This is a genomic window from Streptomyces sp. NPDC051310 (assembly GCF_044455245.1).
Lineage (GTDB): Bacteria > Actinomycetota > Actinomycetes > Streptomycetales > Streptomycetaceae > Streptomyces.
Map to the genome: position 1 here is coordinate 80071 of NZ_JBITEO010000013.1, position 23259 is coordinate 103329.

General features: G+C 72.2%; 20 protein-coding genes. 13 read left to right on the plus strand and 7 right to left on the minus strand.

Annotated elements, in window-relative coordinates; all coding sequences use genetic code 11:
• Positions 1 to 56: 56 nt before the first annotated feature.
• Entirely contained in the window at positions 57 to 848 is a 792-nt protein-coding gene (locus tag ACIA79_RS20350) for a metal-dependent hydrolase (protein WP_399429723.1), read from the minus strand.
• An 89-nt stretch (positions 849 to 937) separates the two neighbouring features.
• On the opposite strand from ACIA79_RS20350, the gene ACIA79_RS20355 reads away from it, so the two are divergent.
• From ACIA79_RS20355 to ACIA79_RS20365, 3 genes are all read left to right on the plus strand, one after another.
• Positions 938 to 3511: a DEAD/DEAH box helicase gene (locus ACIA79_RS20355; protein ID WP_399429724.1), complete on the plus strand. Its 2574-nt coding sequence runs from the start codon at positions 938 to 940 to the stop codon at positions 3509 to 3511.
• Positions 3512 to 3523: 12 nt separating this feature from the next.
• Positions 3524 to 4390 (plus strand): acyl-CoA thioesterase, encoded by an 867-nt coding sequence (locus ACIA79_RS20360; protein ID WP_399429725.1) that lies wholly within the window; start codon positions 3524 to 3526, stop codon positions 4388 to 4390.
• Positions 4391 to 4512: 122 nt separating this feature from the next.
• Positions 4513 to 4998, plus strand: a complete 486-nt coding sequence (locus ACIA79_RS20365) for a glutathione peroxidase (protein ID WP_399429726.1) — start codon at positions 4513 to 4515, stop codon at positions 4996 to 4998.
• 58 nt (positions 4999 to 5056) lie between these two features.
• Here the strand turns inward: ACIA79_RS20365 and ACIA79_RS20370 are convergent, their stop codons facing one another.
• Genes ACIA79_RS20370 through ACIA79_RS20385 form a run of 4 tightly spaced genes read right to left on the minus strand, consistent with a single transcriptional unit; the run spans position 5057 to position 9259 of the window.
• Positions 5057 to 5599 (minus strand): thermonuclease family protein, encoded by a 543-nt coding sequence (locus ACIA79_RS20370; protein ID WP_399429727.1) that lies wholly within the window; start codon positions 5597 to 5599, stop codon positions 5057 to 5059.
• A gap of 53 nt (positions 5600 to 5652) precedes the next feature.
• Positions 5653 to 7980: an FtsX-like permease family protein gene (locus ACIA79_RS20375; RefSeq protein WP_399429728.1), complete on the minus strand. Its 2328-nt coding sequence runs from the start codon at positions 7978 to 7980 to the stop codon at positions 5653 to 5655.
• 5 nt (positions 7981 to 7985) lie between these two features.
• The gene (locus tag ACIA79_RS20380; protein ID WP_399429845.1) at positions 7986 to 8786 is read right to left on the minus strand and encodes an ABC transporter ATP-binding protein; all 801 of its coding nucleotides are present in this window, start codon (positions 8784 to 8786) and stop codon (positions 7986 to 7988) included.
• A complete protein-coding gene (locus ACIA79_RS20385) occupies positions 8744 to 9259 on the minus strand; it encodes a PadR family transcriptional regulator (protein ID WP_399429729.1) in 516 nt (171 codons plus the stop codon). Before ACIA79_RS20385 ends, ACIA79_RS20380 begins: the two co-directional genes overlap by 43 nt.
• Positions 9260 to 9381: 122 nt before the next feature.
• On the opposite strand from ACIA79_RS20385, the gene ACIA79_RS20390 reads away from it, so the two are divergent.
• From ACIA79_RS20390 to ACIA79_RS20410, 5 genes are all read left to right on the plus strand, one after another.
• Entirely contained in the window at positions 9382 to 10653 is a 1272-nt protein-coding gene (locus tag ACIA79_RS20390; RefSeq protein ID WP_399429730.1) for an ABC transporter substrate-binding protein, read from the plus strand.
• Positions 10654 to 10885: 232 nt separating this feature from the next.
• Positions 10886 to 12550, plus strand: coding sequence for a glycoside hydrolase family 13 protein (locus ACIA79_RS20395; RefSeq protein WP_399429731.1), 1665 nt, complete (start codon positions 10886 to 10888; stop codon positions 12548 to 12550).
• A gap of 11 nt (positions 12551 to 12561) precedes the next feature.
• Positions 12562 to 13881 (plus strand): ABC transporter substrate-binding protein, encoded by a 1320-nt coding sequence (locus tag ACIA79_RS20400; protein WP_399429846.1) that lies wholly within the window; start codon positions 12562 to 12564, stop codon positions 13879 to 13881.
• A 10-nt stretch (positions 13882 to 13891) separates the two neighbouring features.
• The gene (locus tag ACIA79_RS20405) at positions 13892 to 15259 is read left to right on the plus strand and encodes a carbohydrate ABC transporter permease (protein WP_399429732.1); all 1368 of its coding nucleotides are present in this window, start codon (positions 13892 to 13894) and stop codon (positions 15257 to 15259) included.
• The gene (locus tag ACIA79_RS20410; RefSeq protein ID WP_399429734.1) at positions 15256 to 16122 is read left to right on the plus strand and encodes a carbohydrate ABC transporter permease; all 867 of its coding nucleotides are present in this window, start codon (positions 15256 to 15258) and stop codon (positions 16120 to 16122) included. The genes ACIA79_RS20405 and ACIA79_RS20410 overlap by 4 nt, the downstream gene beginning before the upstream one ends.
• Positions 16123 to 16186: 64 nt before the next feature.
• Here the strand turns inward: ACIA79_RS20410 and ACIA79_RS20415 are convergent, their stop codons facing one another.
• Positions 16187 to 17413 (minus strand): acyl-CoA dehydrogenase family protein, encoded by a 1227-nt coding sequence (locus ACIA79_RS20415; RefSeq protein WP_399429735.1) that lies wholly within the window; start codon positions 17411 to 17413, stop codon positions 16187 to 16189.
• Positions 17414 to 17548: 135 nt separating this feature from the next.
• On the opposite strand from ACIA79_RS20415, the gene ACIA79_RS20420 reads away from it, so the two are divergent.
• Positions 17549 to 18196 carry a TetR family transcriptional regulator gene (locus ACIA79_RS20420; RefSeq protein WP_399429736.1) on the plus strand — a complete coding sequence of 216 codons (648 nt, stop codon included), beginning with the start codon at positions 17549 to 17551 and terminating at the stop codon, positions 18194 to 18196.
• Positions 18197 to 18320: 124 nt separating this feature from the next.
• On the opposite strand, the gene def is transcribed toward ACIA79_RS20420, so the two are convergent.
• Positions 18321 to 18866 carry a peptide deformylase gene (def, locus tag ACIA79_RS20425; protein WP_399429737.1) on the minus strand — a complete coding sequence of 182 codons (546 nt, stop codon included), beginning with the start codon at positions 18864 to 18866 and terminating at the stop codon, positions 18321 to 18323.
• A 125-nt stretch (positions 18867 to 18991) separates the two neighbouring features.
• Between def and ACIA79_RS20430 the strand changes: the two genes are divergently transcribed.
• The 4 genes from ACIA79_RS20430 (at position 18992) to ACIA79_RS20445 (ending at position 23210) form a co-directional block, all read left to right on the plus strand.
• Complete coding sequence (locus ACIA79_RS20430; RefSeq protein ID WP_031071281.1) at positions 18992 to 20230, plus strand: MurT ligase domain-containing protein; 1239 nt, start codon at positions 18992 to 18994, stop codon at positions 20228 to 20230.
• 19 nt (positions 20231 to 20249) lie between these two features.
• Positions 20250 to 20978, plus strand: a complete 729-nt coding sequence (locus ACIA79_RS20435; RefSeq protein ID WP_031071283.1) for a type 1 glutamine amidotransferase — start codon at positions 20250 to 20252, stop codon at positions 20976 to 20978.
• 147 nt (positions 20979 to 21125) lie between these two features.
• Complete coding sequence (locus ACIA79_RS20440; RefSeq protein ID WP_399429738.1) at positions 21126 to 22151, plus strand: 6-phosphofructokinase; 1026 nt, start codon at positions 21126 to 21128, stop codon at positions 22149 to 22151.
• 105 nt (positions 22152 to 22256) lie between these two features.
• Entirely contained in the window at positions 22257 to 23210 is a 954-nt protein-coding gene (locus tag ACIA79_RS20445) for a cytochrome c oxidase assembly protein (protein ID WP_399429739.1), read from the plus strand.
• Positions 23211 to 23259 lie beyond the last annotated feature (49 nt).

Consider the following 23259-nt stretch of genomic DNA (forward strand, 5'->3'; position numbering starts at 1 on the left):
GCGGTATCCAGGGCCTCGCGTCCGGTCCGTGCCGGGCTCGTGGCGTCCGAAAGACCTCAGATCACGTCGAGGGCGGCGGCCCCGCCCACGCCGCCCAGGATCATGAAGGCCGGCATCAGCACCTTCAGCTCCACCCAGCTGCCCGCCCGGAAGCGCAGCACGGCCGGCGGGCCGACCGGGTACCAGCGCTTGCGGCCGACCGGGATCGGCCACAGGATCGGGCAGCCGGAGACGGTCAGGGCGTCCCCGATGTCGTGGACGAGCGCACCCAGCACGATCGGCAGGCCGAGCCACAAATATTCCTGCCCGGGCGCGGTGAACAGCCAGCCCGCTCCGTTGCCGGGCTGGTCGAGGATCCCGGCGAGGATCCAGGCGCTGGTCGCGCCCAGCAGCCACACCAGCACGTCGCTGGACACCCGGGCGGCGCGCCAGAGCAGGCCCTCGACGGCCAGCACCAGGTGGACGAAGAGGATCGCCAGGACCGCCCACCGGCCACCCCGGATGGCCAGCCCCGACGCACCCGCCCCGCACAGGACCGCCCACACCCAGGTGTGCGTCAGGGTGCGGTGCCCGCCGCTCCGGCGGGCGTCGGCCGGGGTCTTGGTCGCTTTGTAGACGGCGTACGACAGCTTGTCGACGATCTCGCACAGCCCGCGCGATATCGGCCCGAAGGCGCGCGAAATGGTCGCCGACTTGTGGTCGAGGTCGGGGGCGAGCGCCGCTCCCGCGCAGATCAGGGCGCCGACGACGAGCACCGGCCAGGGCATCGGACGGCCCGCGGCCGCGGTGGCGGCCCCCACCCCCAGCCATGCGGCCGCGCCGGAGAGTGAGTGCGCCGGTCCCATCATGATGTTGTGCCCCGCCCCGTGTGTTCCGTGCCGCGTCGTGCCGCGTTCCCCGCGCCGCGCGGCGAGTTGACGGGACAGCGTATCGCCCGGTGATCTTCCTGGGGACGGCCGGTTCCCGTTCATGGGGGTGGGCCAGGCAAGATGGGGGCGTGACCCTTATCGATCAGCTGCCGCCGGACGCCGACCCCGATGCCCTCTTCGAGGCTTTCTCGTCATGGGCCGAGGAGCGGGGCATCACCCTGTACCCGGCCCAGGAGGAGGCGCTGATCGAGGTGGTCTCCGGGGCCAACGTGATCCTCTCCACCCCGACCGGCTCCGGGAAGAGCCTGGTCGCGGCGGGTGCGCACTTCACGGCGCTCGCGAACGACCAGGTGACCTTCTACACCGCGCCGATCAAGGCGCTGGTGTCGGAGAAGTTCTTCGACCTGTGCAAGCTCTTCGGCACCGAGAACGTCGGCATGCTGACCGGCGACGCGTCCGTGAACGCCGACGCGCCCGTGATCTGCTGCACCGCCGAGGTGCTGGCGTCGATCGCGCTGCGGGACGGCAAGGACGCCGACATCGGCCAGGTCGTGATGGACGAGTTCCACTTCTACGCCGAGCCGGACCGCGGCTGGGCCTGGCAGATCCCGCTGCTGGAGCTTCCGCAGGCGCAGTTCGTCCTGATGTCGGCGACGCTCGGTGACGTCTCCATGTTCGAGAAGGACCTCACGCGCCGCACCGGGCGTCCCACCTCCGTGGTCCGCTCGGCGACGCGGCCGGTGCCGCTGTCGTACGAGTACCGGCTGACGCCCATCACGGAGACGCTGACCGAGCTGCTGGAGACCAAGCAGGCACCGGTCTACATCGTCCACTTCACCCAGGCGCAGGCGGTGGAGCGGGCGCAGTCGCTGATGAGCATCAACATGTGCTCGCGCGAGGAGAAGGACCGGATCGCCGAGCTGATCGGCAATTTCCGCTTCACCACCAAGTTCGGCAAGAACCTCTCCCGGTACGTGCGGCACGGCATCGGCGTGCACCACGCGGGCATGCTGCCCAAGTACCGGCGCCTGGTCGAGAAGCTGGCGCAGGCGGGCCTGCTGAAGGTCATCTGCGGCACGGACACCCTGGGCGTCGGGGTCAACGTCCCGATCCGCACGGTGCTGTTCACGGCGCTGACCAAGTACGACGGCAGCCGGGTGCGCACGCTGCGCGCCCGCGAGTTCCACCAGATCGCGGGCCGGGCCGGCCGCGCGGGCTTCGACACCGCGGGTCTCGTGGTGGCGCAGGCGCCCGAGCACGTCATCGAGAACGAGAAGGCGCTCGCCAAGGCGGGCGACGACCCGAAGAAGCGGCGCAAGGTGGTCCGCAAGAAGGCACCGGAGGGGTTCGTCGGCTGGACGGAGAACACCTTCGAGAAGCTGATCGCCTCCGAGCCGGAGCCGCTCACCTCCCGTTTCCGCGTCACGCACACCATGCTGCTGTCGGTGATCGCCCGGCCGGGCAACGCCTTCGAGGCGATGCGCCGGCTGCTGGAGGACAACCACGAGCCGCGCAGGAACCAGCTGCGGCACATCCGCCGCGCCATCGCGATCTACCGGTCCCTGCTCGACGGCGGGGTCGTCGAGCAGCTGGACCGGCCCGACGCCGAGGGCCGCACGATCCGGCTCACCGTCGACCTCCAGCAGGACTTCGCGCTCAACCAGCCGCTGTCGACCTTCGCGCTGGCGGCGTTCGACCTGCTGGACCCCGAGTCGCCGTCGTACGCCCTGGACATGGTGTCGGTGGTCGAGTCGACCCTGGACGACCCGCGCCAGATCCTCGCCGCCCAGCAGAACAAGGCGCGCGGCGAGGCGGTCGGCGCGATGAAGGCCGACGGCGTCGAGTACGAGGAGCGGATGGAGCGGCTCCAGGACATCTCGTACCCGAAGCCCCTGGAGGAGCTGCTGTGGCACGCGTACAACACGTACAAGAAGTCGCACCCGTGGGTCGGTGACCACCCGGTCTCGCCGAAGTCCGTCATCCGTGACATGTACGAGCGGGCGCTGTCGTTCACCGAGTTCACCTCGTTCTACGAGCTGGCGCGGACCGAGGGCATCGTGCTGCGGTACCTGGCGTCCGCGTACAAGGCGCTGGACCACACCATCCCCGACGACCTGAAGACCGAGGACCTGGAGGACCTGATCGCCTGGCTGGGCGAGATGGTGCGGCAGGTGGACTCCTCGCTGCTGGACGAGTGGGAGCAGCTGGCCAACCCGGAGGTGGAGACCGCCGAGCAGGCCCAGGAGAAGGCCGACCAGGTCAAGCCGGTCACGGCCAACGCCCGCGCGTTCCGGGTGCTGGTGCGCAACGCGATGTTCCGCCGGGTGGAGCTGGCCGCGCTGGACCAGCTGCGGGAGCTGGGCGAGATGGACGCGGAGTCCGGCTGGGACGAGGAACGGTGGGCGGAGGCGATGGACGCGTACTGGGAGGAGTACGACGACCTCGGCACCGGCCCCGACGCCCGCGGCCCGAAGCTCCTGTCCATCGAGGAGGACCCGGCCCACGGGCTGTGGCGCGTCCGGCAGACCTTCGCCGACCCGAACGGCGACCATGACTGGGGCATCGGCGCGGAGGTGGACCTGGCGGCCTCGGACGAGGAGGGCCGCGCGATCGTCCGCGTCACCGACGTCGGCCAGCTCTGAAAGGACCCGTGGATGACCAACCCCGCCGAGCGACTCGTCGACCTGCTCGACCTGGAGCGGATCGAGGTGAACATCTTCCGCGGCGCGAGCCCGCAGGAGTCCCTGCAACGGGTCTTCGGCGGGCAGGTCGCCGGCCAGGCGCTGGTCGCGGCCGGCCGCACCACGGACGGCGACCGGCCGGTGCACTCGCTGCACGCGTACTTCCTGCGGCCGGGCATCCCGGGGCTGCCGATCGTGTACCAGGTCGAGCGGGTGCGGGACGGGCGGTCGTTCACCACGCGGCGGGTCACCGCCGTCCAGCGCGGCAAGACGATCTTCAACCTGACGGCCTCCTTCCACCAGTCGGAGGAGGCGGGCTTCGAGCACCAGCTGCCGCCGCGGCTGGAGTTCCCGCCTCCGGAGTCGCTGCCGCCGGTGGCGGACGAGGTGCGCGAGCACCTGGGCGCGCTGCCGGAAGCGATGGAGCGGATGGCGCGGCGCATGCCGTTCGACATCCGGTACGTCGACCGGCTGCGGTGGACGGCGGAGGAGGTCAAGGACGCCGATCCGCGCAGCGCGGTGTGGATGCGCGCGGTGGGCCCGCTGGGTGACGACCCGCTGGTGCACACCTGCGCGCTGACGTACGCCTCCGACATGACCCTGCTCGACGCGGTCCGCATCCCAATCGAACCGCTGTGGGGGCCGCGGGGGTTCGACATGGCGTCGCTGGACCACGCGATGTGGTTCCACCGGCCGTTCCGGACGGACGAGTGGTTCCTGTACGACCAGGAGTCGCCCATCGCGACGGGGGGCCGCGGTCTGGCGCGCGGCCGCATCTACGACCGGGAGGGCCGGCTCCTGGTCTCGGTGGTGCAGGAAGGTCTGTTCCGCAGGCACTGAGCCGGTCCGCGCCGACGGCCCGATCCGGCGCATCGGCCGGATCGGGGCGCGGTGCCGCGGGGCGACGTGTTTTCATCGAGCCTGTTGGCATCGCATCCCGCAGTTCCCGACGAGGAGACCCCATGAGCCTGTACGACACCCCGCTGCGCACCCTGTCCGGTGAGCCGACGAGCCTGGCCGCGTACCGGGACAAGGCGGTCCTGGTGGTCAACGTCGCCTCCCGGTGCGGTCTGACCCCGCAGTACGCGGGGCTGGAGCGGCTGCACAAGCAGTTCGCCGACCGCGGCTTCACGGTGCTGGGGGTGCCGTGCAACCAGTTCGGCGCGCAGGAGCCGGGCACGTCGGAGGAGATCGCCACCTTCTGTTCGGCGACGTACGGTGTGACGTTCCCGCTGCTGGAGAAGACCGACGTCAACGGCCCGGACCGGCACCCGCTGTACGAGGAGCTGACGCAGGTGGCCGACGCGGACGGCGCGGCCGGGGACGTGCAGTGGAACTTCGAGAAGTTCCTGATCTCCCCGCGGGGCGAGGTCACCCGCTTCCGCCCGGCCACGGACCCGGAGTCGCCGGAGCTCGTCGCGGCGGTCGAGGCGGCGCTGGGCGCCTGACGCGCCGGAGGGTAAGGACGCCTCCCAGGGTGCGGGCGCGTCGGAGGGTGCGGGCGCGTCAGCGGGCGGGGCAGGCGGACCACAGGCCGGCACCGGCCTGGCGGGCCGCCGCCTGGGCCGCGGCCATCGTCTTCGCGTACTTGTCATTGGGTTCGAACAGCACGCTGGTGGCGTGGCCGCCGCGGACCAACGACTCGTTGACGAAGACGTTCTGCTCGTTCCACACGTAGAGCAGGTACCGGTCGTAGCGGTCCTTGAGCTCGACGTCCCGTTCCGTGCGCAGCCGGCTGCCGACGGGCAGGAGTTCGGCGGTACGGGCCGTGGCCTCGCGGCTGAAGCAGTCGCCCCGCTCGGGGGCGTCGATCTCCAGCAGCCGTACCCGCGCCACGGCGCCGGCGGGAACGACCCTGCCGTCGCCCCGCACCTCGACGGTGTCGCCGTCGATCACGCGCAGCACGACCGGTCCGCGCTGCCGGACCGGTTCGGGCTGCGCGGCGGCGGGCGGCGCCAGGCCGACGAGTCCCACGGTGGCCGCGAGGGAGGCGACGACGGCACCGGTCCGGGCCCGCCGGTGGGGTGCGGTCCATGAGGAAGGGTGCATGACTCCCCCTCTCATCAGGGGTTGCGTCCTTCAGTAGAGCACCGGGAGCATGCTCACGCGACCGCGCTGAGGGTGTCCGCGAGGCGGTGCCGTGCCGCGCGGGCCGCGGGCAGGGCCGTCAGGGCGATCGCCCCGAGCACGGCGGCCGCGGCCAGCAGGACGAGCTGCGCCGCGGGCGGGGCGTGCGCGATGCCCGCGCCGACCCCGATGGCGTGGGCCTCGCGGTCGATGAGCCAGTGGGCGAACGGCACACCGGCGGCCGTCGCGACGGCCGCGGCGGCGAGGGCGGTGCACCCGATGGCCGTGACGGTGACGGCCGTGATCTGGCGCGGCGACAGCCCGATGGCCTTGAGGGCGAGCAGATCGCGTTCCGCCTCGCGCAGGCTGCCGCCGATGGCGGTGGACAGTTCCGTGAGCCCGATGAGGGCGAGGACGCCGATCAGCCCGGCGACGACCCCGCGCAGCGCGGAGAGCCGGTCGGCGGGGTTGCTGACCTCGTGGATCTCCAGCCGGCCCGCCGAGGCCTCGGCGAGTCCGGCGCGGACCGCGCGCGGGTCGGCGCCCGGGGCGAGCTGGAGCTGGTAGAGGGTGGGGCGCAGGGCGGGGTCGTTCTCCCGGAGGGTGTCGAGCGAGGTGGAGATGACCCGGCCGCCGTTCTCCGGCTCGATGCTGCGGCCCACCAGGTGCAGGACCTGGGGGTGGCCGCCGACCGTGACGCGCACCCAGTCGCCGACGCGCACACCGAGGAGGTCGAGCAGGCCCTGTCCGGCGACGGCCTCGTCGGGGCCGGTGGCCGGGCGGCCCTCCGCGATCGAGTACGGGTAGGGCTCCTCGCGGGTCCCGAGACCGCGCAGCGCGATCGTGCCGGTCTGCCCGGGGACGAGGGCCGCGACCTCCAGGCCCGGGTGGGCCGCGGTGACGCGTCGGTCGGCCTTCAGCAGCGCGGTCGCCTCGCGGTCGCTCAGGGCGGCGTCGGGTCGGGCGGTGAGCGCGGCGGCCAGGCCCAGCTGTTCGGGGCGGCTGTCGAAGCGCTCGATGGTGGTCCATGCGCCGAGCGCCACCGTGATCAGCAGCAGCGGCAGGGCGAGGCGGACGATCGTGGCGGGGGCGCGGCGCCCGCGGCCGAAGGCCCGGTGCCAGCCGAGGACGAGCGCGGCCGGGACGCGCAGCCCGAGGGCCTGGCGGGCGGCGCCGGACAGCCCGCCGCCGGGGGCGACGCCGGCGGGCAGGACCGGTACGGGCTCCACACGCCCCGCCCGCCAGGCGGCCAGGCAGGTCGCCGCCCCGATGAAGAGCACGGCCGCCACAGGGACCGCGAGCAGCGCCGCGGTGTGCCCCGGCAGGCCCTGCCACACCGCGACGGCGTCGCCGAGCCGGCCGGGCAGCCGGCCGCCGAGCGTCTGGGTGAGCACGGTCGCGAGGGCCGCGCCGAGCGCCGCGAAGGCGAGGTGCTGGACGAGGAACACGCGCACGACCTGACCGGGGGTGAAGCCGATGGCCTTGAGGACGGAGATGTCCCGGAGGTGGCCGCGCACGCGGGTGCTGATGGCGCCGAACACGGCGAGCGCGGCGGCGATCAGCGCGCCGAGGCCGAACAGGCCGAGGACCTGGCCGAGCAGCCGGGTGTCGCCCTGCGCCTCGGCACGTGCCTGCTGCCAGGTGCTGACGTCCGTCACGGCGCCCGCGCCGAGCGCCGTCACGGCACGCTGCACCGCGTAGCCGGTGTCGTCGGGGTCGTCCAGCCGCAGTCCCACGACCTGCCCGCCGGTGCGGTCGACGGGCACGGCGCCCGGCAGGGCCCACACGGTGCCGGGCCGCTCACCGGGCCGGTAGCGCGGCTCGGCGGAGTCGGCGACGCCGAGCACGGTGAGGGTGCGCGGCGCCGGCCCGTCCTGGTGCGGGCGGGCGGCGGCGGTGCCGGCCGGCAGGGTGAGCCGGTCGCCCGGTTCCGCCCAGAGGGCGCGGGCCAGGCCCGTTTCGAGGACGACGCCCTCCGGGACTGCCGGGTCGAGCCAGCGTCCCGCGGCCAGGAGCGGACGGCCGGTCGCGGGGGGCTGTGCGCCGGCGGCGCGCAGCTCGACACCGGCGCGGGCGCCGCGCGAGGCGAGGGTGGTGGTGGCGGTGCGGTAGGGGCCGGTGACGGTGTCGGCGCCGTCGAGGGCCGCGAGCCGGGACGTCTCGGCCGACGCCCCGGTGTGGATCAGGACGTGCGCGCCGCGCGACTGCGCGAAGATCCGCTGCCAGGGGTTGGTGGCATAGCCGAAGAGCGCCGTCGCCAGCAGCAGCGAGGCGACGATCCCGGCGGTCGCGGCGACCATGAAGAGCGCCTCACCGCGGTGCGTCCGCAGATCGGCGTGTGCCCAGCGCAGCATCGCCCGCACGCCGGTCAGTCCTTCAGTTCGTTCAGTTCGAGCACACCGGACAGGCCGCGGCCGCGCGAGGGGGTGCCGCCGAGTTCGGCGTCGTCGGCGATGCGGCCGTCGAAGAAGCTGATCACGCGGTCCGCGGCGCTGGCGAGCCGGGCGTCGTGCGTGACGAGGACGATGGTCTGGCCGCGCTGGTGGAAGCGGGTCAGCAGCCGCATCACCTCGCGGGTGCCCTTGCTGTCGAGGCTGCCGGCCGGTTCGTCGGCGAGCAGCAGCCGGGGCTGGTTGACCAGCGCCCGGGCGAGGGCCACGCGCTGCTGCTGGCCGCCGGACAGTTCGCCGGGCATGCTGCGTTCCTTGCCCTCCAGACCCAGTTCGGCCAGCAGCTTCTCGCGCTCGGCGCGGGCCTGGCGTGCGGTGCGGCCGGCGAGCAGGGCGGGCAGCTCGATGTTGTCGGCGACCGTCAGGTTCGACACGAGGTTGAAGAACTGGAAGACGATGCCGATGCGACGGCGCCGCTCCACCGCCCAGCGGGCCTCGCTGTAGCCGTCCGTGCACTCGCCGTCGAGCCACAGGGATCCGCTGTCGGGCCGCTGGAGCCCGCCGAGGAGGTGCAGCAGCGTGGACTTGCCGGCGCCGGAGGGGCCGGTGACGGCGACGAACTCGCCGCGCCGGACGGTCAGGTCGACGCCGCGTACGGCGTGTGCGGGCGCGCCCTCGCCGTGGTGGGTCTTGACGAGTCCCTCGGCGCGCAGCAGGGGTATGGGGGCGGCGTCCGTCACTGCAGCTCCTCCAGTTCCTCCTGGCAGCGTTCCAGCCAGTCGAGGTCGGCCTGCAGGTGCAGCATGGCGCCCTCGATCAGCAGGTGGGCTATGCGGTTGTCCCGGTCTTCGGTGGCGGCCAGCTTGGACAGGTTGCGCATGGTGGTGAGGTACTCGCGGCGCTGTCTGTTGATGAGGGCGATCTGGTCGGCGAGACCGGTCCGGGGGGCCAGGGCGAGCTTCATGAAGAACTCGTCCCGGACCCGGGGTTCGTCGGCCGTCTCCTCGAACCAGGCGCGCAGCGCTTCCTGCCCGGCGTCGGTGAGGCGGTAGATCTTCTTGTTGGGCCGGCTCTCCTGGGCGATCTCCTCGCCCTCGATCAGCCCCGACTTCTCGAGCCGGCCGAGCGTGACGTAGATCTGGCCGACGTTGGTGGGAGGGTACGCGGAGCCCAGCAGCTGCTCAAGGTCCTGCTTGAGCTCGTAGCCGTGGGCGGGGCCCCGGGCCAGCAGCGCGAGGAGGGGAAGGCGCACCCGTGCTGTCCTCCTCCGCGTGCTCCAATGTGATGGGGGCTCTAGTATCGCCCATGCCTAACGGGTATACATGCCCTGATGCCGGACGAAGGTGTACGGCGGTGGTGCTCAGGGAGGAACCTATGCGGTGGATACGCGCCGCCGGTAGGGGTCTCCTGGCACTGGCGGTCGTCCTGTGCGGCCACGCCGCCTCGGCCGGGCCGGCGGACGGAGGGCGTGACGACGGGCGCGGGCCCATGACGCTGGCCACCGCGGGTGACCTCACCGGATATCTGGGCCCCGTGCTGGAGGGGTGGAACCGCGCGCACCCCGGCGAGCGGGTCCGCCTCGTCGAGCTGCCGGATTCGGCCGACGAGACCCGTGCGCAGATGATCACCGATCTGAGGTCGGGCGCGGGCCGCTTCGACGTCCTCAACATCGACGTCGCGTGGACCTCGGAGTTCGCGGCGGCGGGCTGGATCGCGCCGCTGGAGCGTGAGCGCTTCCCGCTGCGGAGCTTCCTGCCGCCCGTGGTGGACACGGCGACGTACGACGGGAAGCTGCACGCGGTCCCCTACGTCACCAACGCGGGGATGCTCTTCTACCGCAAGGACGTCCTCGACGGCGCGGGGGAACGTCCGCCGCGCACCTGGGCGGAGCTGGAGCGGCAGGCGCGGACGATCGCCCCGCGCCACGGGCTGGCCGGCTACGCGGGGCAGTTCCTGCCGTACGAGGGCCTGACGGTGAACGCCGCGGAGGCCGTGTACTCGGCGGGCGGCACGATCCTGGGCGACGACGGCGAGCGGGTCACGGTCGACTCCGCCGCCGCCCGTTCCGGCCTGGGCTTCCTGGCCCGGGGCGTCCGTGACGGCTGGATCCCGCGCGAGGCGCTGACCTTCAAGGAGGAGGAGTCCCGCCAGGCGTTCCAGGACGGCCGGCTGCTCTTCCTGCGCAACTGGCCGTACGCGTACGCCGGCGCCTCCGGGCCCGGGTCCGCGGTCGCGGGGAAGTTCGGTGCCGTGCCGCTGCCGGGCCCGGACGGGCCCGGGACGAGCGTGCTGGGCGGCTCGAACCTGGCCGTCAGCACCCATGCGCGCCATCCGAGGTCGGCGCGCGACCTGATCGCGTACCTCACGAGCGAGCAGGTGCAGCGCCGGGTCCTCACCGAGGGCGCGCTGCCGCCGGTGCGGGCGGCGCTGTACACGGATCCCGCGCTGGTGCGCGCCTTCCCCTACCTGCCGGCGCTGCGGGCCAGCGTGCTCGCGGCGGAGCCGCGCCCGAAGAGCCCGCACTACGAGCAGGTCAGCCTGGCCGTGCAGGCCGTGGCGCACGACGTGATGGCGCAGCACCAGACGCCCGAGGCGGCGGTGCGCCGGCTGGCCGCCGAGCTCGCGGCGATCGCCCGCCGCCGCTGATCCCGCACCGAAGCTGATCACCCCGCCAGACCCCCTACCTACCCGTTAGGTACCAGCGTCCGGACCAAACCCGCTCGGGAGACCGGACAAGCCGGGATATAAGCCCCTGCCTACCGTTTCGTTGCCGCACATTCATTGACACCCTCTCGTCATCGCTACTTAACATGCATGCATAACCGCTACCCGCTCTGGGTGGCGTGCACCCCTTCACGAAGAAACAGGTCAACGGGTGATGCTCACAGCCCTCAGCAGCCGCCACTGGTGGCGCGACGCGGTGATCTACCAGGTGTACGTCCGCAGCTTCCTGGACAGCACCGGCGACGGGATCGGCGACCTCGCCGGGGTCCGGGCCGGCCTGCCGTACCTGAAGAAGCTCGGTGTCGACGGCATCTGGCTGAGCCCGTTCTACCCGTCACCGCAGCACGACCACGGATACGACGTCGCGGACTACTGCGACGTCGACCCGGTCTTCGGCGACCTCCACGAGTTCGAGCGGCTGGTCGCCGCCGCCCACCGCCTCGGCATCAAGGTGCTCCTGGACATCGTTCCGAACCACTGCTCCAGCGAGCACGCCTGGTTCCGCGAGGCGCTCGCCTCGGGCCCCGGCAGCGAGGCCCGCGCCCGCTTCCACTTCGCCGAGGGCCGCGGTCCGGACGGCGACGTACCGCCCAACAACTGGCACGCCATGTTCGGCGGTCCGGCCTGGAGCCGGGTGGTCGAGGCGGACGGCACGCCCGGGCAGTGGTACCTGCACATGTTCACCCCCGAGCAGCCGGACCTGAACTGGCGCAACCCGGAGGTGCCCGCCCACTTCGACCAGGTGCTGCGGTTCTGGCTGGACCGCGGGGTCGACGGCTTCCGCATCGACGTGGCCGCCGGGCTCTTCAAGCACCCCGAGCTGCCCGACTCCCCCGATCCCGAGGCCGACGCCCGCACCCGCGACTCGGTCAACCCGCTCGCCTGGAACCAGCCCGAGGTCCACGACGTGTGGCGGGCCTGGCGCGCGGTGTGCGAGGAGTACACGGCCCGCGACGGCCGCGAGCGCCTGCTCGTCGGCGAGGTGTCGGTGCCGACCGCCCGCGAGCACGCCAAGTACGTCCGCCCGGACGAGCTGCACCAGGCGTTCTTCTTCGACCTGCTCAGCGCGCCCTGGGACGCCGACGCCTTCCGCAAGGTCATCGACGAGGCCATCCGCGACATCGCCGGCACCGGCTCGACCGTCACCTGGGTGCTCAACAACCACGACCAGATCCGCAGCGTCACCCGGTACGGGGACTCCGGCACCGAGGGCAGCGGCCTGGGCGCCGCCCGGGCCCGGGCCGCCGCACTGCTGATGCTGGCGCTGCCCGGCGCCGCGTACATCTACCAGGGCGAGGAGCTGGGCCTGCCGGAGGTCGTGGACCTGCCGGACGAGGTGCTCACCGACCCGATCTTCCGGCGCACCGGCAGCCGCGCCCGGATCCGCGACGGCTGCCGCGTGCCGCTGCCCTGGTCGGGCCACGCCTCGCCGTTCGGCTTCAGCACGGGCGCGGAGAGCGCGCGCCCGTGGCTGCCGCAGCCCGGCTGGTTCGCCGAGCACGCCACCGAGCGGGCGCTGGCCGACACCCGCTCGTTCTGGCACCTGTACCGCGACGGCCTGCAGCTGCGGAGCAGCCTGCCGCAGCTGGGCGAAGGCACCCTGCGCTGGCTGGACACCCCGCCGGGCGTCCTCGGCTTCGTGCGCGGCGACGGGCTCGTCTGCGCCGTGAACTTCACCACCGCCCCGGTGGCCGCCCCGGTCACCGGCGCCCCCCTGCTGTCCAGCGGGATCTGCCCGGACGGCGTCCTGCCCGGATCCACCGCCGCCTGGTGGATCAGCGACGACCTCACCTCCTCCCCGAAGGGAACCCAGAGATGACGCGACGACCGATGCTCCGTCGGACCGCCCTGGCCTGCTGCTCGGCCCTCACCCTCGCGCTCGGCGCCACCGCCTGCGGCGGCGACCCGGTCAGCGCCGGCGGCGGGAGCAAGGAGCTCAGCGGGCAGACCCTGAACGTGGCGGGCGTGTGGTCCGGCGCCGAGCAGAAGAACTTCCAGAAGGTGCTGGACGCCTTCACCGAGAAGACCGGCGCCAAGACGCAGTTCGTGTCGACCGGTGACAACGTCTCCACGGTCGTCGGCAGCAAGATCGAGGGCGGCAACGCACCGGACGTGGTGATGGTCCCCCAGGTCGGCGTGCTCCAGCAGTTCGCCCGGAAGAACTGGCTCACGCCGCTGTCCAAGACCACCGAGAAGTCCGTCGACACCAACTACGCGCCGGTCTGGAAGGACTACGGCTCCGTCGGCGGCAAGCTCTACGGCCTGTACTTCAAGGCGGCCCACAAGTCGACCGTCTGGTACAGCCCGGAGGCGTTCGAGCAGGCGGGCGTCAAGCCGCCCAAGACGTACGACGAGATGCTGAAGACCGCGCAGGCGGTCTCCGACTCGGGCCTGCCGGCCTTCGCGGTCGCCGGTGAGGACGGCTGGACGCTCACCGACTGGTTCGAGAACATCTATCTCTCCCAGGCCGGCCCGGAGAAGTACGACCAGCTCGCCCAGCACAAGATCAAGTGGACCGACCCGACGGTCGTCAAGGCGCTGACCACGCTGGGGTCGCTGTTCTCCGACAAGAAGCTGATCGCCGGCGGCCAGAAGGGCGCACTGGCCACCGACTTCCCCGGCTCCGTCGAAAAGGTCTTCGGCCCCGACCCGGAGGCCGGGATGGTGTACGAGGGCGACTTCGTCGCCGGGATAGCCAAGGACCAGTTCGGCAAGAAGATCGGCGAGGACGCCCGCTTCTTCCCCTTCCCCGCGGTCGCGGGCGGCAAGGAGCCGGTCGTCAGCGGGGGTGACGCGGCCGTCGTGCTGAAGGACGGCAAGAACCCGAAGGCCGCCATGGCGTTCCTGGAGTTCCTCGCGACGCCGGAGGCGGCGGCCGTGTGGGCGGAGGCCGGCGGCTTCCTCTCCCCCAACGAGAACGTCGACCTCGCCGCGTACGGTGACGTCACCCTGCGCGAGGCCGCCAAGTCGCTGATCGACGCGGGTGACTCGGTGCGCTTCGACATGTCGGACCAGGCGCCCGCGGCGTTCGGCGGCACCAAGGGCACGGGTGAGTGGAAGCTGCTGCAGGACTTCCTGCGCGACCCGTCGGACCCGGCCGCCACGGCGGCGCAGCTCGAGGCCGCCGCCGCCAAGGCGTACAAGAGCTGAGGCGGACGCCATGACCACACTCACCGCTCCTCCCCCGCAGCCGCGGGCCGACGCCCCGCCCGGCGGGCCGGCCGGCAACCCGCGGCTGCGGGCCCGGCGCCGGCGCCGGATGATCGCAGTGGCGTTCGTCCTGCCCGCGCTGCTGCTGCTCGGCGCGCTGGTGGTGTACCCCGTGCTGTTCTCCGTCGGCCGCAGCTTCTTCGACGCGACCGGCACCCGGTTCGTCGGCGGGGGCAACTACGCGGAGATGTTCCGCGACCCGGCCACGCTCACCGCCATCCGCAACAGCGCCATCTGGGTCGTCGTCGCGCCGACGCTGCTCACCGGGCTCGGCCTGATCCTGGCCGTCCTGGTGGAGAAGGTCCGCTGGGCCACCGCGTTCAAGCTGCTGCTGTTCATGCCGATGGCCGTCTCCTTCCTGGCCGCCGGGATCATCTTCCGGCTGGCGTACGAGGAGGACCCCGACAAGGGTGTGCTCAACGCGGCCGTGGTCGGCGTGCACGGCGTCTTCGAGGACTCGTCGTCCTACCCGGCGGCCCGGCCGCGTGACGGCCAGGGGCTGGACAAGGCACCGGACGGCTCGTACGGCACCACCAGGACGGTGTCCCCGGGGCAGTCGGTCGCCCTCGGCCTCGTCGGCGTCCCGCCCAAGGAACTGCCCGCGGCCGCCGAGCCGGCGTCCGCGGGCGGGACCCCGGGCCCGGGCGAGGTGCGCGGGGCCGTGTACCTGGACTTCACGCCCGGCGGCGGGGGACGTCCGGGCGTGATCGACGACGCCGAGCGCGGACTGCCGGGCCTGACGGTCGAGGCGGTCCGGGACGGCACGGCGGTCGCCACCGCGACCACGGCGGCGGACGGCTCGTTCCGCTTCGCGGACCTGGGCCCCGGCGCGTACACCGTCCGGCTGCCCGCGAAGAACTTCGCGCCGCCGTACGAAGGCGTGTCGTGGCTCGGTCCGGCGCTGGTCACGCCGGCGATCATCGGTGCGTACCTGTGGATCTGGACGGGCTTCGCCATGGTGCTGATCGGCGCCGGCCTGTCGTCGCTGCCGCGCGACTGCCTGGAGGCGGCCCGGATGGACGGTGCGAGCGAGTGGCAGGTCTTCCGCCGGATCACGGTGCCGCTACTGGCTCCGGTCCTGACGGTCGTCTTCGTGACCCTCGTCATCAACGTGATGAAGGTCTTCGACCTCATCTACATCATCGCGCCCGGCCCGGTGCAGGAGGACGCCACCGTGCTGGCCACCCAGATGTGGCTGGTGTCCTTCGGCGGCGGCAACAACCAGGGGCTCGGCAGTGCGCTGGGCGTGCTGCTCCTGCTGCTGGTGATCCCGGCCATGGTGTTCAACGTCCGCCGTTTCCGCAGGAGTCAGTCATGAGCGCGACCGTATCGACGCCGGGCGGCGGGCGGCTGCGCCGCTGGCTGGGGAACGGAGTGGTGCAGGCGTTCCTGGCCGTCATCGGCCTGATCTGGGTCACTCCGGTCGCGGGCCTGCTGCTGTCGTCACTGCGCTCGGCGCAGGACAGCGCGGCGAGCGGCTGGTGGACGGCGCTGACCGACCCCGGGCAGCTGTCCTTCGACAACTACGCGGCACTGCTGGGCAACGCGGGCATCACCCGGGCGTTCTGGAACACGGTGCTGATCTCGGTGCCGACGACCGTGCTGGTCGTCGTCATCGCGGCGCTCGCCGGATACGCCTTCGCCTGGCTGGAGTTCCCCGGCCGTGACTGGATCTTCCTGCTGGTGGTGGCGCTGCTGGTGGTGCCGGTCCAGGTCGGCCTGCTGCCGGTGGCGAAGCTCTTCGGACAGCTGGGGCTGTTCGGCACGATCCCGGGCGTGGTGCTGTTCCACGTCGCGTACGGTCTGCCGTTCGCGGTGTTCCTGCTGCGCAACTACTTCGCCGACATCCCGCGGGAGATGCTGGAGGCCGCCCGTATGGACGGCGGCGGCGAGTGGCGGATCTTCACGCAGCTGGTGCTGCCGGTGGGCCGGCCCGCCATCGCGAGCCTGGCGATCTTCCAGTTCCTGTGGGTCTGGAACGACATGCTGGTGGCGCTGCTCTTCGCCGACACCTCCTCGCAGCCGCTGACGGTGGAACTCCAGTCGCAGGTGCGCCAGTTCGGCAGCAACATCGACGTCCTCGCGCCGGGCGCCTTCCTCTCCCTGGTCGTGCCGGTGGTGGTCTTCTTCGCCTTCCAGCGGCACTTCGTGCAAGGCGTGATGGCGGGGTCGGTCAAGTGAGGTGACACGGACCGGCGGGGCGCCTCACACGGGGGAGGCGCTCCGCCACCGGCCCGGCACGCGGTCAGCGGATCGGCATGCCCGACAGGGTGCGGGCGATGACCAGGCGCTGGATCTCGCTCGTGCCCTCGAAGATGGTGTAAATGGCGGCGTCGCGGTGCATGCGCTCCACCGGGTACTCGCGGGTGAAGCCGTTGCCGCCGAGGATCTGGACGGCCTGCGCCGTGACGGTCTTGGCGACCTCGCTGGCGTACAGCTTGGACATGGAGCCCTCGGCCGCGGTGAACGGCTTGCCGGTGGTGGCCATCCAGGAGGCGCGCCACACGAGCAGGCGGGCGGCGTCGATCCGGGTGCGCATGTCGGCGAGCTGGAAGGCGATGCCCTGGTTGTCGATGATCGGGCGGCCGAACTGCCGGCGGGTCTTCGCGTAGTCGAGGGCCACTTCGTACGCGGCGCGGGCGGTGCCCACCGCCATCGCGCCGACGGCCGGACGGGAGGCCTCGAAGGTGGCCATGGCGGCGTTCTTCACGCGCTCGCCGCCCTTCGCGGCCTTCTCGCGGGCCCGGGCGAGCCGCTCGTCCAGCTTCTCCTTGCCGCCGAGCAGGCAGGAGCCGGGGACCCGGACGTCCTCCAGGACGACCTCGGCGGTGTGGGAGGCGCGGATGCCGTGCTTCTTGAACTTCTGGCCCTGCGAGAGGCCCGGGGTGCCCGGCGGCACGATGAAGGACGCGTGCCCCTTGGAGCCCAGGCCGGGGTCGACGACCGCGACGACGACGTGGACGCCCGCGATGCCGCCGTTGGTGGCCCATGTCTTCGTGCCGTTGAGGACCCACTCGTCCTTGGCCTCGTCGTACACCGCGCGGGTACGCATCGAGGCGACATCCGAACCGGCGTCGGGCTCGGAGGAGCAGAAGGCGGCGACCTTGACGTCGTCGGCGTCGCCGTACATCTGCGGTATCCAGGTGCCGATCTGCTCCTCGGTGCCGTTCGCGAGGACGCCGACGGCCGCGAGGCCGGTGCCCACGATGGACAGGGCGATGCCGGCGTCGCCCCAGAAGAGCTCCTCCATGGCCACCGGGATGCCGAGACCGGTGGGGTCGAAGAACTGCTGGGCGTAGAAGTCGAGGGAGTAGATGCCGACCTTGGCGGCTTCCTGGATGATCGGCCAGGGAGTCTCCTCACGCTCGTCCCATTCGGCGGCGGCCGGTCGCATGACGTCCCTGGCGAAGCCGTGCAGCCAGTCACGGACCTGCTTCTGGTCGTCGTTGAGATCGAGCGTGAACTCGGCCATGGTTCCTCCCGGCGTGTTACTAGCGGTAACCGCAGTCTGTTACCGGCAAGTAGCCGCTGTCAACCGACAGCGGGCGGAGGACGGGTGTTACGTTGCGCAGGCGTCACGGAATTCGCACGGGCGGGGAGAAACGCTATGGACACCACACATCGGACCGACCAGCAGAGGTCCGCCGACCAGCGGCGACGCGAGCTGCTGGAGGCCGCCGACCGCGTGGTGCTCCGCGACGGGCCCCAGGCGTCGATGAACGCCATCGCCGCGGAGGCCGGCATCACCAAGCCGATCCTGTACCGCCACTTCGGCGACAAGGGCGGCCTGTACCGGGCCCTCGCCAAGCGCCACACCGACGCCCTGCTGGCCGCGCTGCGCACCGCGCTGGACGCACCGGCCGAACGGCGCCAGCGGGTCGAGGCCACGCTCGACACCTACCTCGCCGCGATCGAGGCGCGGCCGCAGGTGTACCGCTTCCTGATGCACCCCTCGGACGACACCGGCCACCAGCCGGAGCAGGGCTTCGACATAGGCCGGCACTCGGCCCCCGTGCTGCGCCGGATGGGCGAGGAGCTCGCGCAGGTCATCGCCGAGCGCGTCGACCTCGGGCCCTCCAGCGAGGTGATGGCCCGGGTGTGGGGACACGGCATCGTCGGGATGATGCACGCGGCCGGCGACTGGTGGCTCGGCGAACGCCCGTGCACGCGCGCGGAGTTGGTGCGCGGCCTGGCGGACCTGCTGTGGGGCCGGCTGGAACAGGTCGACGACCGCGCGGGCGGCGCCGGCTTCTAGGGGGTGCCTTCCGGGCCGGGCCGCGCGGGCGGCGCCGGCCTCTCATTTGCCTTCCGGGCCGGGCCTCGCTGATCGGGCAGCAGGTCCCGGAAGGACGGGCCGTGGACCGCGGCCGTCAGCGCCGTCAGCGGTTCCGCGCCCAGGGCGCCCGGCGTGCCGCCCTCAGCGCCTTCGCCCGGCGCCAGCCGGTGAGGCGATCGGGGTACACCAGCCCCTCCACGTGGTCGCACTCGTGCTGAAGGCACCGCGCGAAGAACCCCGTCCCCTCCACGCGCACCGGGGCACCCAGCAGGTCCACGCCCTCCACCACCGCGTGGTCGAAGCGCTCGGTCCCCGCTTCCAGGCCCGGGAGGGACAGGCAGCCCTCGGCCCCGCGCATCGTGACCCCGTCCGCCTCCACCAGCCGGGGGTTGACGACGTGGCCCAGGTGCCGGACGTCCTCGTCGTCGGGGCAGTCGTAGACGAACACCCGCAGACCGACACCGATCTGGTTCGCCGCGAGGCCGACGCCCTGCGCCGCGTACATCGTCGCGAACATGTCCTCGATCAGCCGGGCCAGGGACGGGCCGAAGTCGGTGACGGGCTCGCAGGGCGTGTGGAGCACCGGTTCGCCGAGCAGCGTCATGGTGTGGACACGGCCGGAACTGCCGGGGATCGGGCGGTTTCGCATGGCGTCAGCGTACGTTCCGTACCGGTTGCGCCGTCACCCGACCGTTTCAGCAGGTGGCGCGGTTCGGGCCCTCGTCCGGATCTCGATAGGCTGAGCCCGGACCCACGCTAGGAGGAACAAGGACGATGGCAGGCAACTCGGAGCCGCTGTCGCCGCGAGCCAAGCTGGCCGTGACGGCAGGCAAGGCCGCAGCGGCGGTGTCTCGCGCGGCGGGACGCGGCAGCGGATCGGTGATCGGCGGCCGGGTGGCGCTCAAGCTCGACCCCGACCTGCTGGGACGGCTGGCGCAGCACCTGGACGTGGTCCTGGTGTCGGCGACCAACGGCAAGACCACCACCACCCGGCTGATCGCCGAGGCGCTGCGGGCCAGTGGCCCGGTCGTCTCGAACGCGCTCGGCGCGAACATGCCCGCGGGCATCACCTCGGCCCTCGCGGGCGGCTCGGACGCGAAGTACGGCGTCATCGAGGTCGACGAGAAGTACCTGGCCGGGGTCGCGCGCGACGTCGAGCCCAAGGCGATCGCGCTGCTCAACCTCTCGCGCGACCAGCTCGACCGGGCCGCCGAGACGCGGATGCTGGCCGAGAAGTGGCGGGAGGGCCTGTCCGGGTCCAAGGCCGTCGTCATCGCCAACGCCGACGACCCGCTGGTCGTGTGGGCCGCGTCGTCCTCCGCCAACGTCGTCTGGGTGGCGGCCGGCCAGGAGTGGAAGGACGACGCCTGGTCGTGCCCCGCCTGCGGCGGTGTCATGCAGCGCCCCGGCGACGACTGGTTCTGCGGCGAGTGCGGCTTCCGCCGCCCCGCCCCGAGCTGGGCGCTCAGCGGCGACCACGTGCTGGACCCGCACGGCTCGGCCTGGCCGATCCACCTCCAGCTCCCCGGTCGCGCCAACAAGGCGAACGCCACCACGTCCGCCGCGGTCGCGGCCGTGTTCGGCGTACCGCCGCAGGTCGCCCTGGAGCGGATGTACCAGGTGCAGGCGGTGGCCGGCCGGTACGACGTGGTCTCGTTCCTCGGCCGTGAGCTGCGGCTGCTGCTGGCGAAGAACCCCGCGGGCTGGCTCGAAACGTTTTCGCTGATCGACCCGCCGCCCACGCCGGTGATCCTCTCCGTCAACGCCCGCGGCGCCGACGGCACGGACACGTCCTGGCTGTGGGACGTGGACTACACGCGACTGGCCGGGCACCCGATCGTCGTCATCGGCGACCGCCGCCTCGACCTGGCGGTGCGCCTGGAGGTGGCGGGCCTGGACTTCCGGGTGAGCGACACGCTCGACGAGGCGGTCCAGCTGTCCCCGCCGGGACGGATCGAGCTGATCGCCAACTACACCGCGTTCCAGGACGTACGCCGCCGCGTCGGCAACTGAGCCCGTGAAGGACAAGAGCATGAGCGACAGCAGTCTGCGTCTGGTGTGGGTCTACCCGGACCTGCTCAGTACGTACGGAGACCAGGGCAACGCCCTCGTGGTGGAGCGCCGCGCCCGGCAGCGCGGCCTGGACGTGCAGCGGGTGGACGTGCGCAGCGACCAGCCGGTCCCGACGTCCGGCGACATCTACCTCATCGGCGGCGGTGAGGACCGTCCGCAGCGGCTGGCGGCCGAGCGGCTGCGCCGCGACGGCGGGCTGAACCGCGCGGCGGGCAACGGCGCGATCATCTTCTCGGTGTGCGCCGGCTACCAGATCCTGGGCCACGAGTTCATCAACGACCTCGGTGAGCGCGAGCCGGGGCTCGGCCTGATCGACGTGATCTCCACGCGCGGCGAGGGCGCCCGGTGCGTCGGCGACGTGCTGGCGGACATCGACCCGGCCCTGGGCCTGCCCCAGCTGACCGGCTTCGAGAACCACCAGGGCATCACGCACCTGGGTCCGACCGCCCGCCCGTTCGCCCGGACCGTCTTCGGCAACGGCAACGGCACCGGGGACGGCACCGAAGGCGCGTACAACGAGACCGTTTTCGGGACGTACATGCACGGACCGGTCATGGCGCGCAACCCGCAGATCGCGGACCTGCTGCTGAAGCTGGCCCTCGACGTGAACGCGCTGCCGCCGACCGACGACCGGTGGTACGAGGCGCTGCGCGCGGAGCGGATCGCGGCGGCCAGCCAGCCCGCCTGACGCCGGGTCCATTGTCGGATTCTCCGAATACCGTCCAGTAGTCGGACGCTCGGTTCGGCCCCGTCACCCAACGCCGGTAGGGTGGCGGGGATCCAACCGGACGACGTGGTCCGGGAGTCGGCCCACGTTGCAAAGGTATTTCGGGCTATGCGCATTGGTGTGCTCACCTCCGGCGGCGACTGCCCCGGTCTGAACGCCGTCATCCGCTCCGTCGTGCACCGTGCCGTCGTCGACCACGGCGACGAGGTCATCGGCTTCCACGACGGCTGGAAGGGCCTCCTGGAGTGCGATTACCGCAAGCTCGACCTGGACGCGGTGGCGGGCATCCTGGCCCGCGGCGGCACGATCCTCGGTTCCTCCCGCGTGCAGCCGGCCCATCTCGTGGACGGCGTCGAGCGCGCCAAGGGGTACGTCGCCGAACTGGGCCTCGACGCGATCATCCCGATCGGCGGCGAGGGCACGCTCAAGGCCGCGAACCTGCTCTCCGAGGCGGGGCTGCCGATCGTCGGCGTGCCGAAGACGATCGACAACGACATCGCGTCGACCGACGTCACCTTCGGTTTCGACACGGCCGTCGGCGTCGCCACCGAGGCCCTGGACCGGCTGAAGACCACCGCCGAATCGCACCAGCGGGTGCTGATCGTCGAGGTCATGGGCCGGCACACCGGCTGGATCGCGCTGCACTCGGGCATGGCGGCCGGTGCGCACGCGATCGTCGTCCCGGAGCGCCCCTTCGACATCGAGGAGCTCACGGCCCGGGTCGGCGAGCGCTTCCGTGCGGGCAAGCGGTTCGCGATCGTGGTGGCCGCCGAGGGTGCCAAGCCCCGCGAGGGCACCATGGCCTTCGACGAGGGCGGCAAGGACATCTACGGCCACGAGCGGTTCGCCGGTGTGGCGCAGCAGCTCGCCGGCGAGCTGGAGCAGCGCCTCGGCAAGGAGGCGCGTGCGGTGATCCTCGGCCACGTCCAGCGGGGCGGCACGCCCACCGCGTACGACCGGGTGCTGGCCACCCGCTTCGGCTGGCACGCGGTGGAGGCGGCGCACCGGGGGGAATTCGGGATGCTGACCGCGCTGCGCGGCACCGACATCGTGATGGTGCCGCTGGCGCAGGCCGTCGAGACGCTGAAGACGGTGCCGTCGGAGCGGTACGACGAGGCCGAGACCGTCCTCTGATGTCTGTTGTGCGGTGAATGACCCGCCCCCGGTCGCAGTCGCGACCGGGGGCGGCTCTAGTCTTGACCGGCAAGCGGACGACCAGCACGAATCAGGAGCCGGCGGATGGATCACAGCGGGCACGGCATGACGATGGACCTGCCGCCGTTCACGCTGGGGAGGGGGCTGGCGTTCTCACCGGAGCCGTTCTTCCTGGCCGGCTGCCTGCTGGCGCTCGCGCTGTACGGCTGGGGCGTGGTCCGGCTCCGCAGGCGCGGTGACGCCTGGCCGGTCGGACGGATCGTGTTCTTCGTCGCCGGTGTGCTGACCGTGGCGCTGGTGATGTGCACCAAGCTGAACGACTACGGCATGGTCATGTTCAGCGTGCACATGGTGCAGCACATGGTGATCAGCATGCTGTCGCCGATCCTGCTGCTCCTGGGGGCCCCGGTCACCCTGGCGCTGCGGGCGCTTCCGGTGGCCTCGCGGCGCGGCGGCAAGGGCCCGCGGGAGCTGCTGCTCGCGCTGCTGCACAGCCGCTACATGCGCATCGTGACGCACCCGGTGTTCACGATCCCGCTGTTCATCGCGAGCCTGTACGCGCTGTACTTCACGCCGCTGTTCGACTTCCTCATGGGGTCCAAGCCGGGGCACATCGCGATGATGGTCCACTTCCTCGCGGTCGGCCTGGTCTTCTTCTGGCCGATCATGGGCGTGGACCCGGGCCCGCACCGCCCCGGCTACGTGATGCGGATGCTGGAGCTCTTCGCGGGCATGCCGTTCCACGCCTTCTTCGGGATCGCGCTGATGATGGCGTCGGAGCCGATGGTAAAGGCGTACGCCAACCCGCCGGCCTCACTCGGTATCGAGGCGCTCGCCGACCAGAACGCCGCGGGCGGCATCGCCTGGGCGTTCAGCGAGATCCCCTCGGTGCTGGTGCTGATCGCGCTGGTGTACCAGTGGTACCGCTCCGAGCAGCGGCACGCAGTGCGCAAGGACCGGGCCGCCGACCGGGACGGCGACAAGGAGCTCGCCGCCTACAACGCCTACCTGGCGTCGCTGCAGGCGCGCGGACAGTAGCGCACAGGACCGCACAGGCGGTAGCGCCCGGGGCGCCTACCTGGCGTCG

Excerpts from the sequence above, each read along its gene's own strand:
- ACIA79_RS20405 (WP_399429732.1), top strand. The coding sequence starts at position 13,892 with ATGACCACACTCACCGCTCCTCCCCCGCAGCCGCGGGCCGACGCCCCG.
- ACIA79_RS20445 (WP_399429739.1), top strand. The coding sequence starts at position 22,257 with ATGGATCACAGCGGGCACGGCATGACGATGGACCTGCCGCCGTTCACG.
- ACIA79_RS20410 (WP_399429734.1), top strand. The coding sequence starts at position 15,256 with ATGAGCGCGACCGTATCGACGCCGGGCGGCGGGCGGCTGCGCCGCTGG.
- ACIA79_RS20415 (WP_399429735.1), bottom strand. The coding sequence starts at position 17,413 with ATGGCCGAGTTCACGCTCGATCTCAACGACGACCAGAAGCAGGTCCGT.
- ACIA79_RS20350 (WP_399429723.1), bottom strand. The coding sequence starts at position 848 with ATGATGGGACCGGCGCACTCACTCTCCGGCGCGGCCGCATGGCTGGGG.
- ACIA79_RS20390 (WP_399429730.1), top strand. The coding sequence starts at position 9,382 with ATGCGGTGGATACGCGCCGCCGGTAGGGGTCTCCTGGCACTGGCGGTC.
- ACIA79_RS20400 (WP_399429846.1), top strand. The coding sequence starts at position 12,562 with ATGCTCCGTCGGACCGCCCTGGCCTGCTGCTCGGCCCTCACCCTCGCG.
- def (WP_399429737.1), bottom strand. The coding sequence starts at position 18,866 with ATGCGAAACCGCCCGATCCCCGGCAGTTCCGGCCGTGTCCACACCATG.
- ACIA79_RS20440 (WP_399429738.1), top strand. The coding sequence starts at position 21,126 with ATGCGCATTGGTGTGCTCACCTCCGGCGGCGACTGCCCCGGTCTGAAC.
- ACIA79_RS20395 (WP_399429731.1), top strand. The coding sequence starts at position 10,886 with ATGCTCACAGCCCTCAGCAGCCGCCACTGGTGGCGCGACGCGGTGATC.
- ACIA79_RS20360 (WP_399429725.1), top strand. The coding sequence starts at position 3,524 with ATGACCAACCCCGCCGAGCGACTCGTCGACCTGCTCGACCTGGAGCGG.
- ACIA79_RS20365 (WP_399429726.1), top strand. The coding sequence starts at position 4,513 with ATGAGCCTGTACGACACCCCGCTGCGCACCCTGTCCGGTGAGCCGACG.
- ACIA79_RS20435 (WP_031071283.1), top strand. The coding sequence starts at position 20,250 with ATGAGCGACAGCAGTCTGCGTCTGGTGTGGGTCTACCCGGACCTGCTC.
- ACIA79_RS20420 (WP_399429736.1), top strand. The coding sequence starts at position 17,549 with ATGGACACCACACATCGGACCGACCAGCAGAGGTCCGCCGACCAGCGG.
- ACIA79_RS20370 (WP_399429727.1), bottom strand. The coding sequence starts at position 5,599 with ATGCACCCTTCCTCATGGACCGCACCCCACCGGCGGGCCCGGACCGGT.
- ACIA79_RS20430 (WP_031071281.1), top strand. The coding sequence starts at position 18,992 with ATGGCAGGCAACTCGGAGCCGCTGTCGCCGCGAGCCAAGCTGGCCGTG.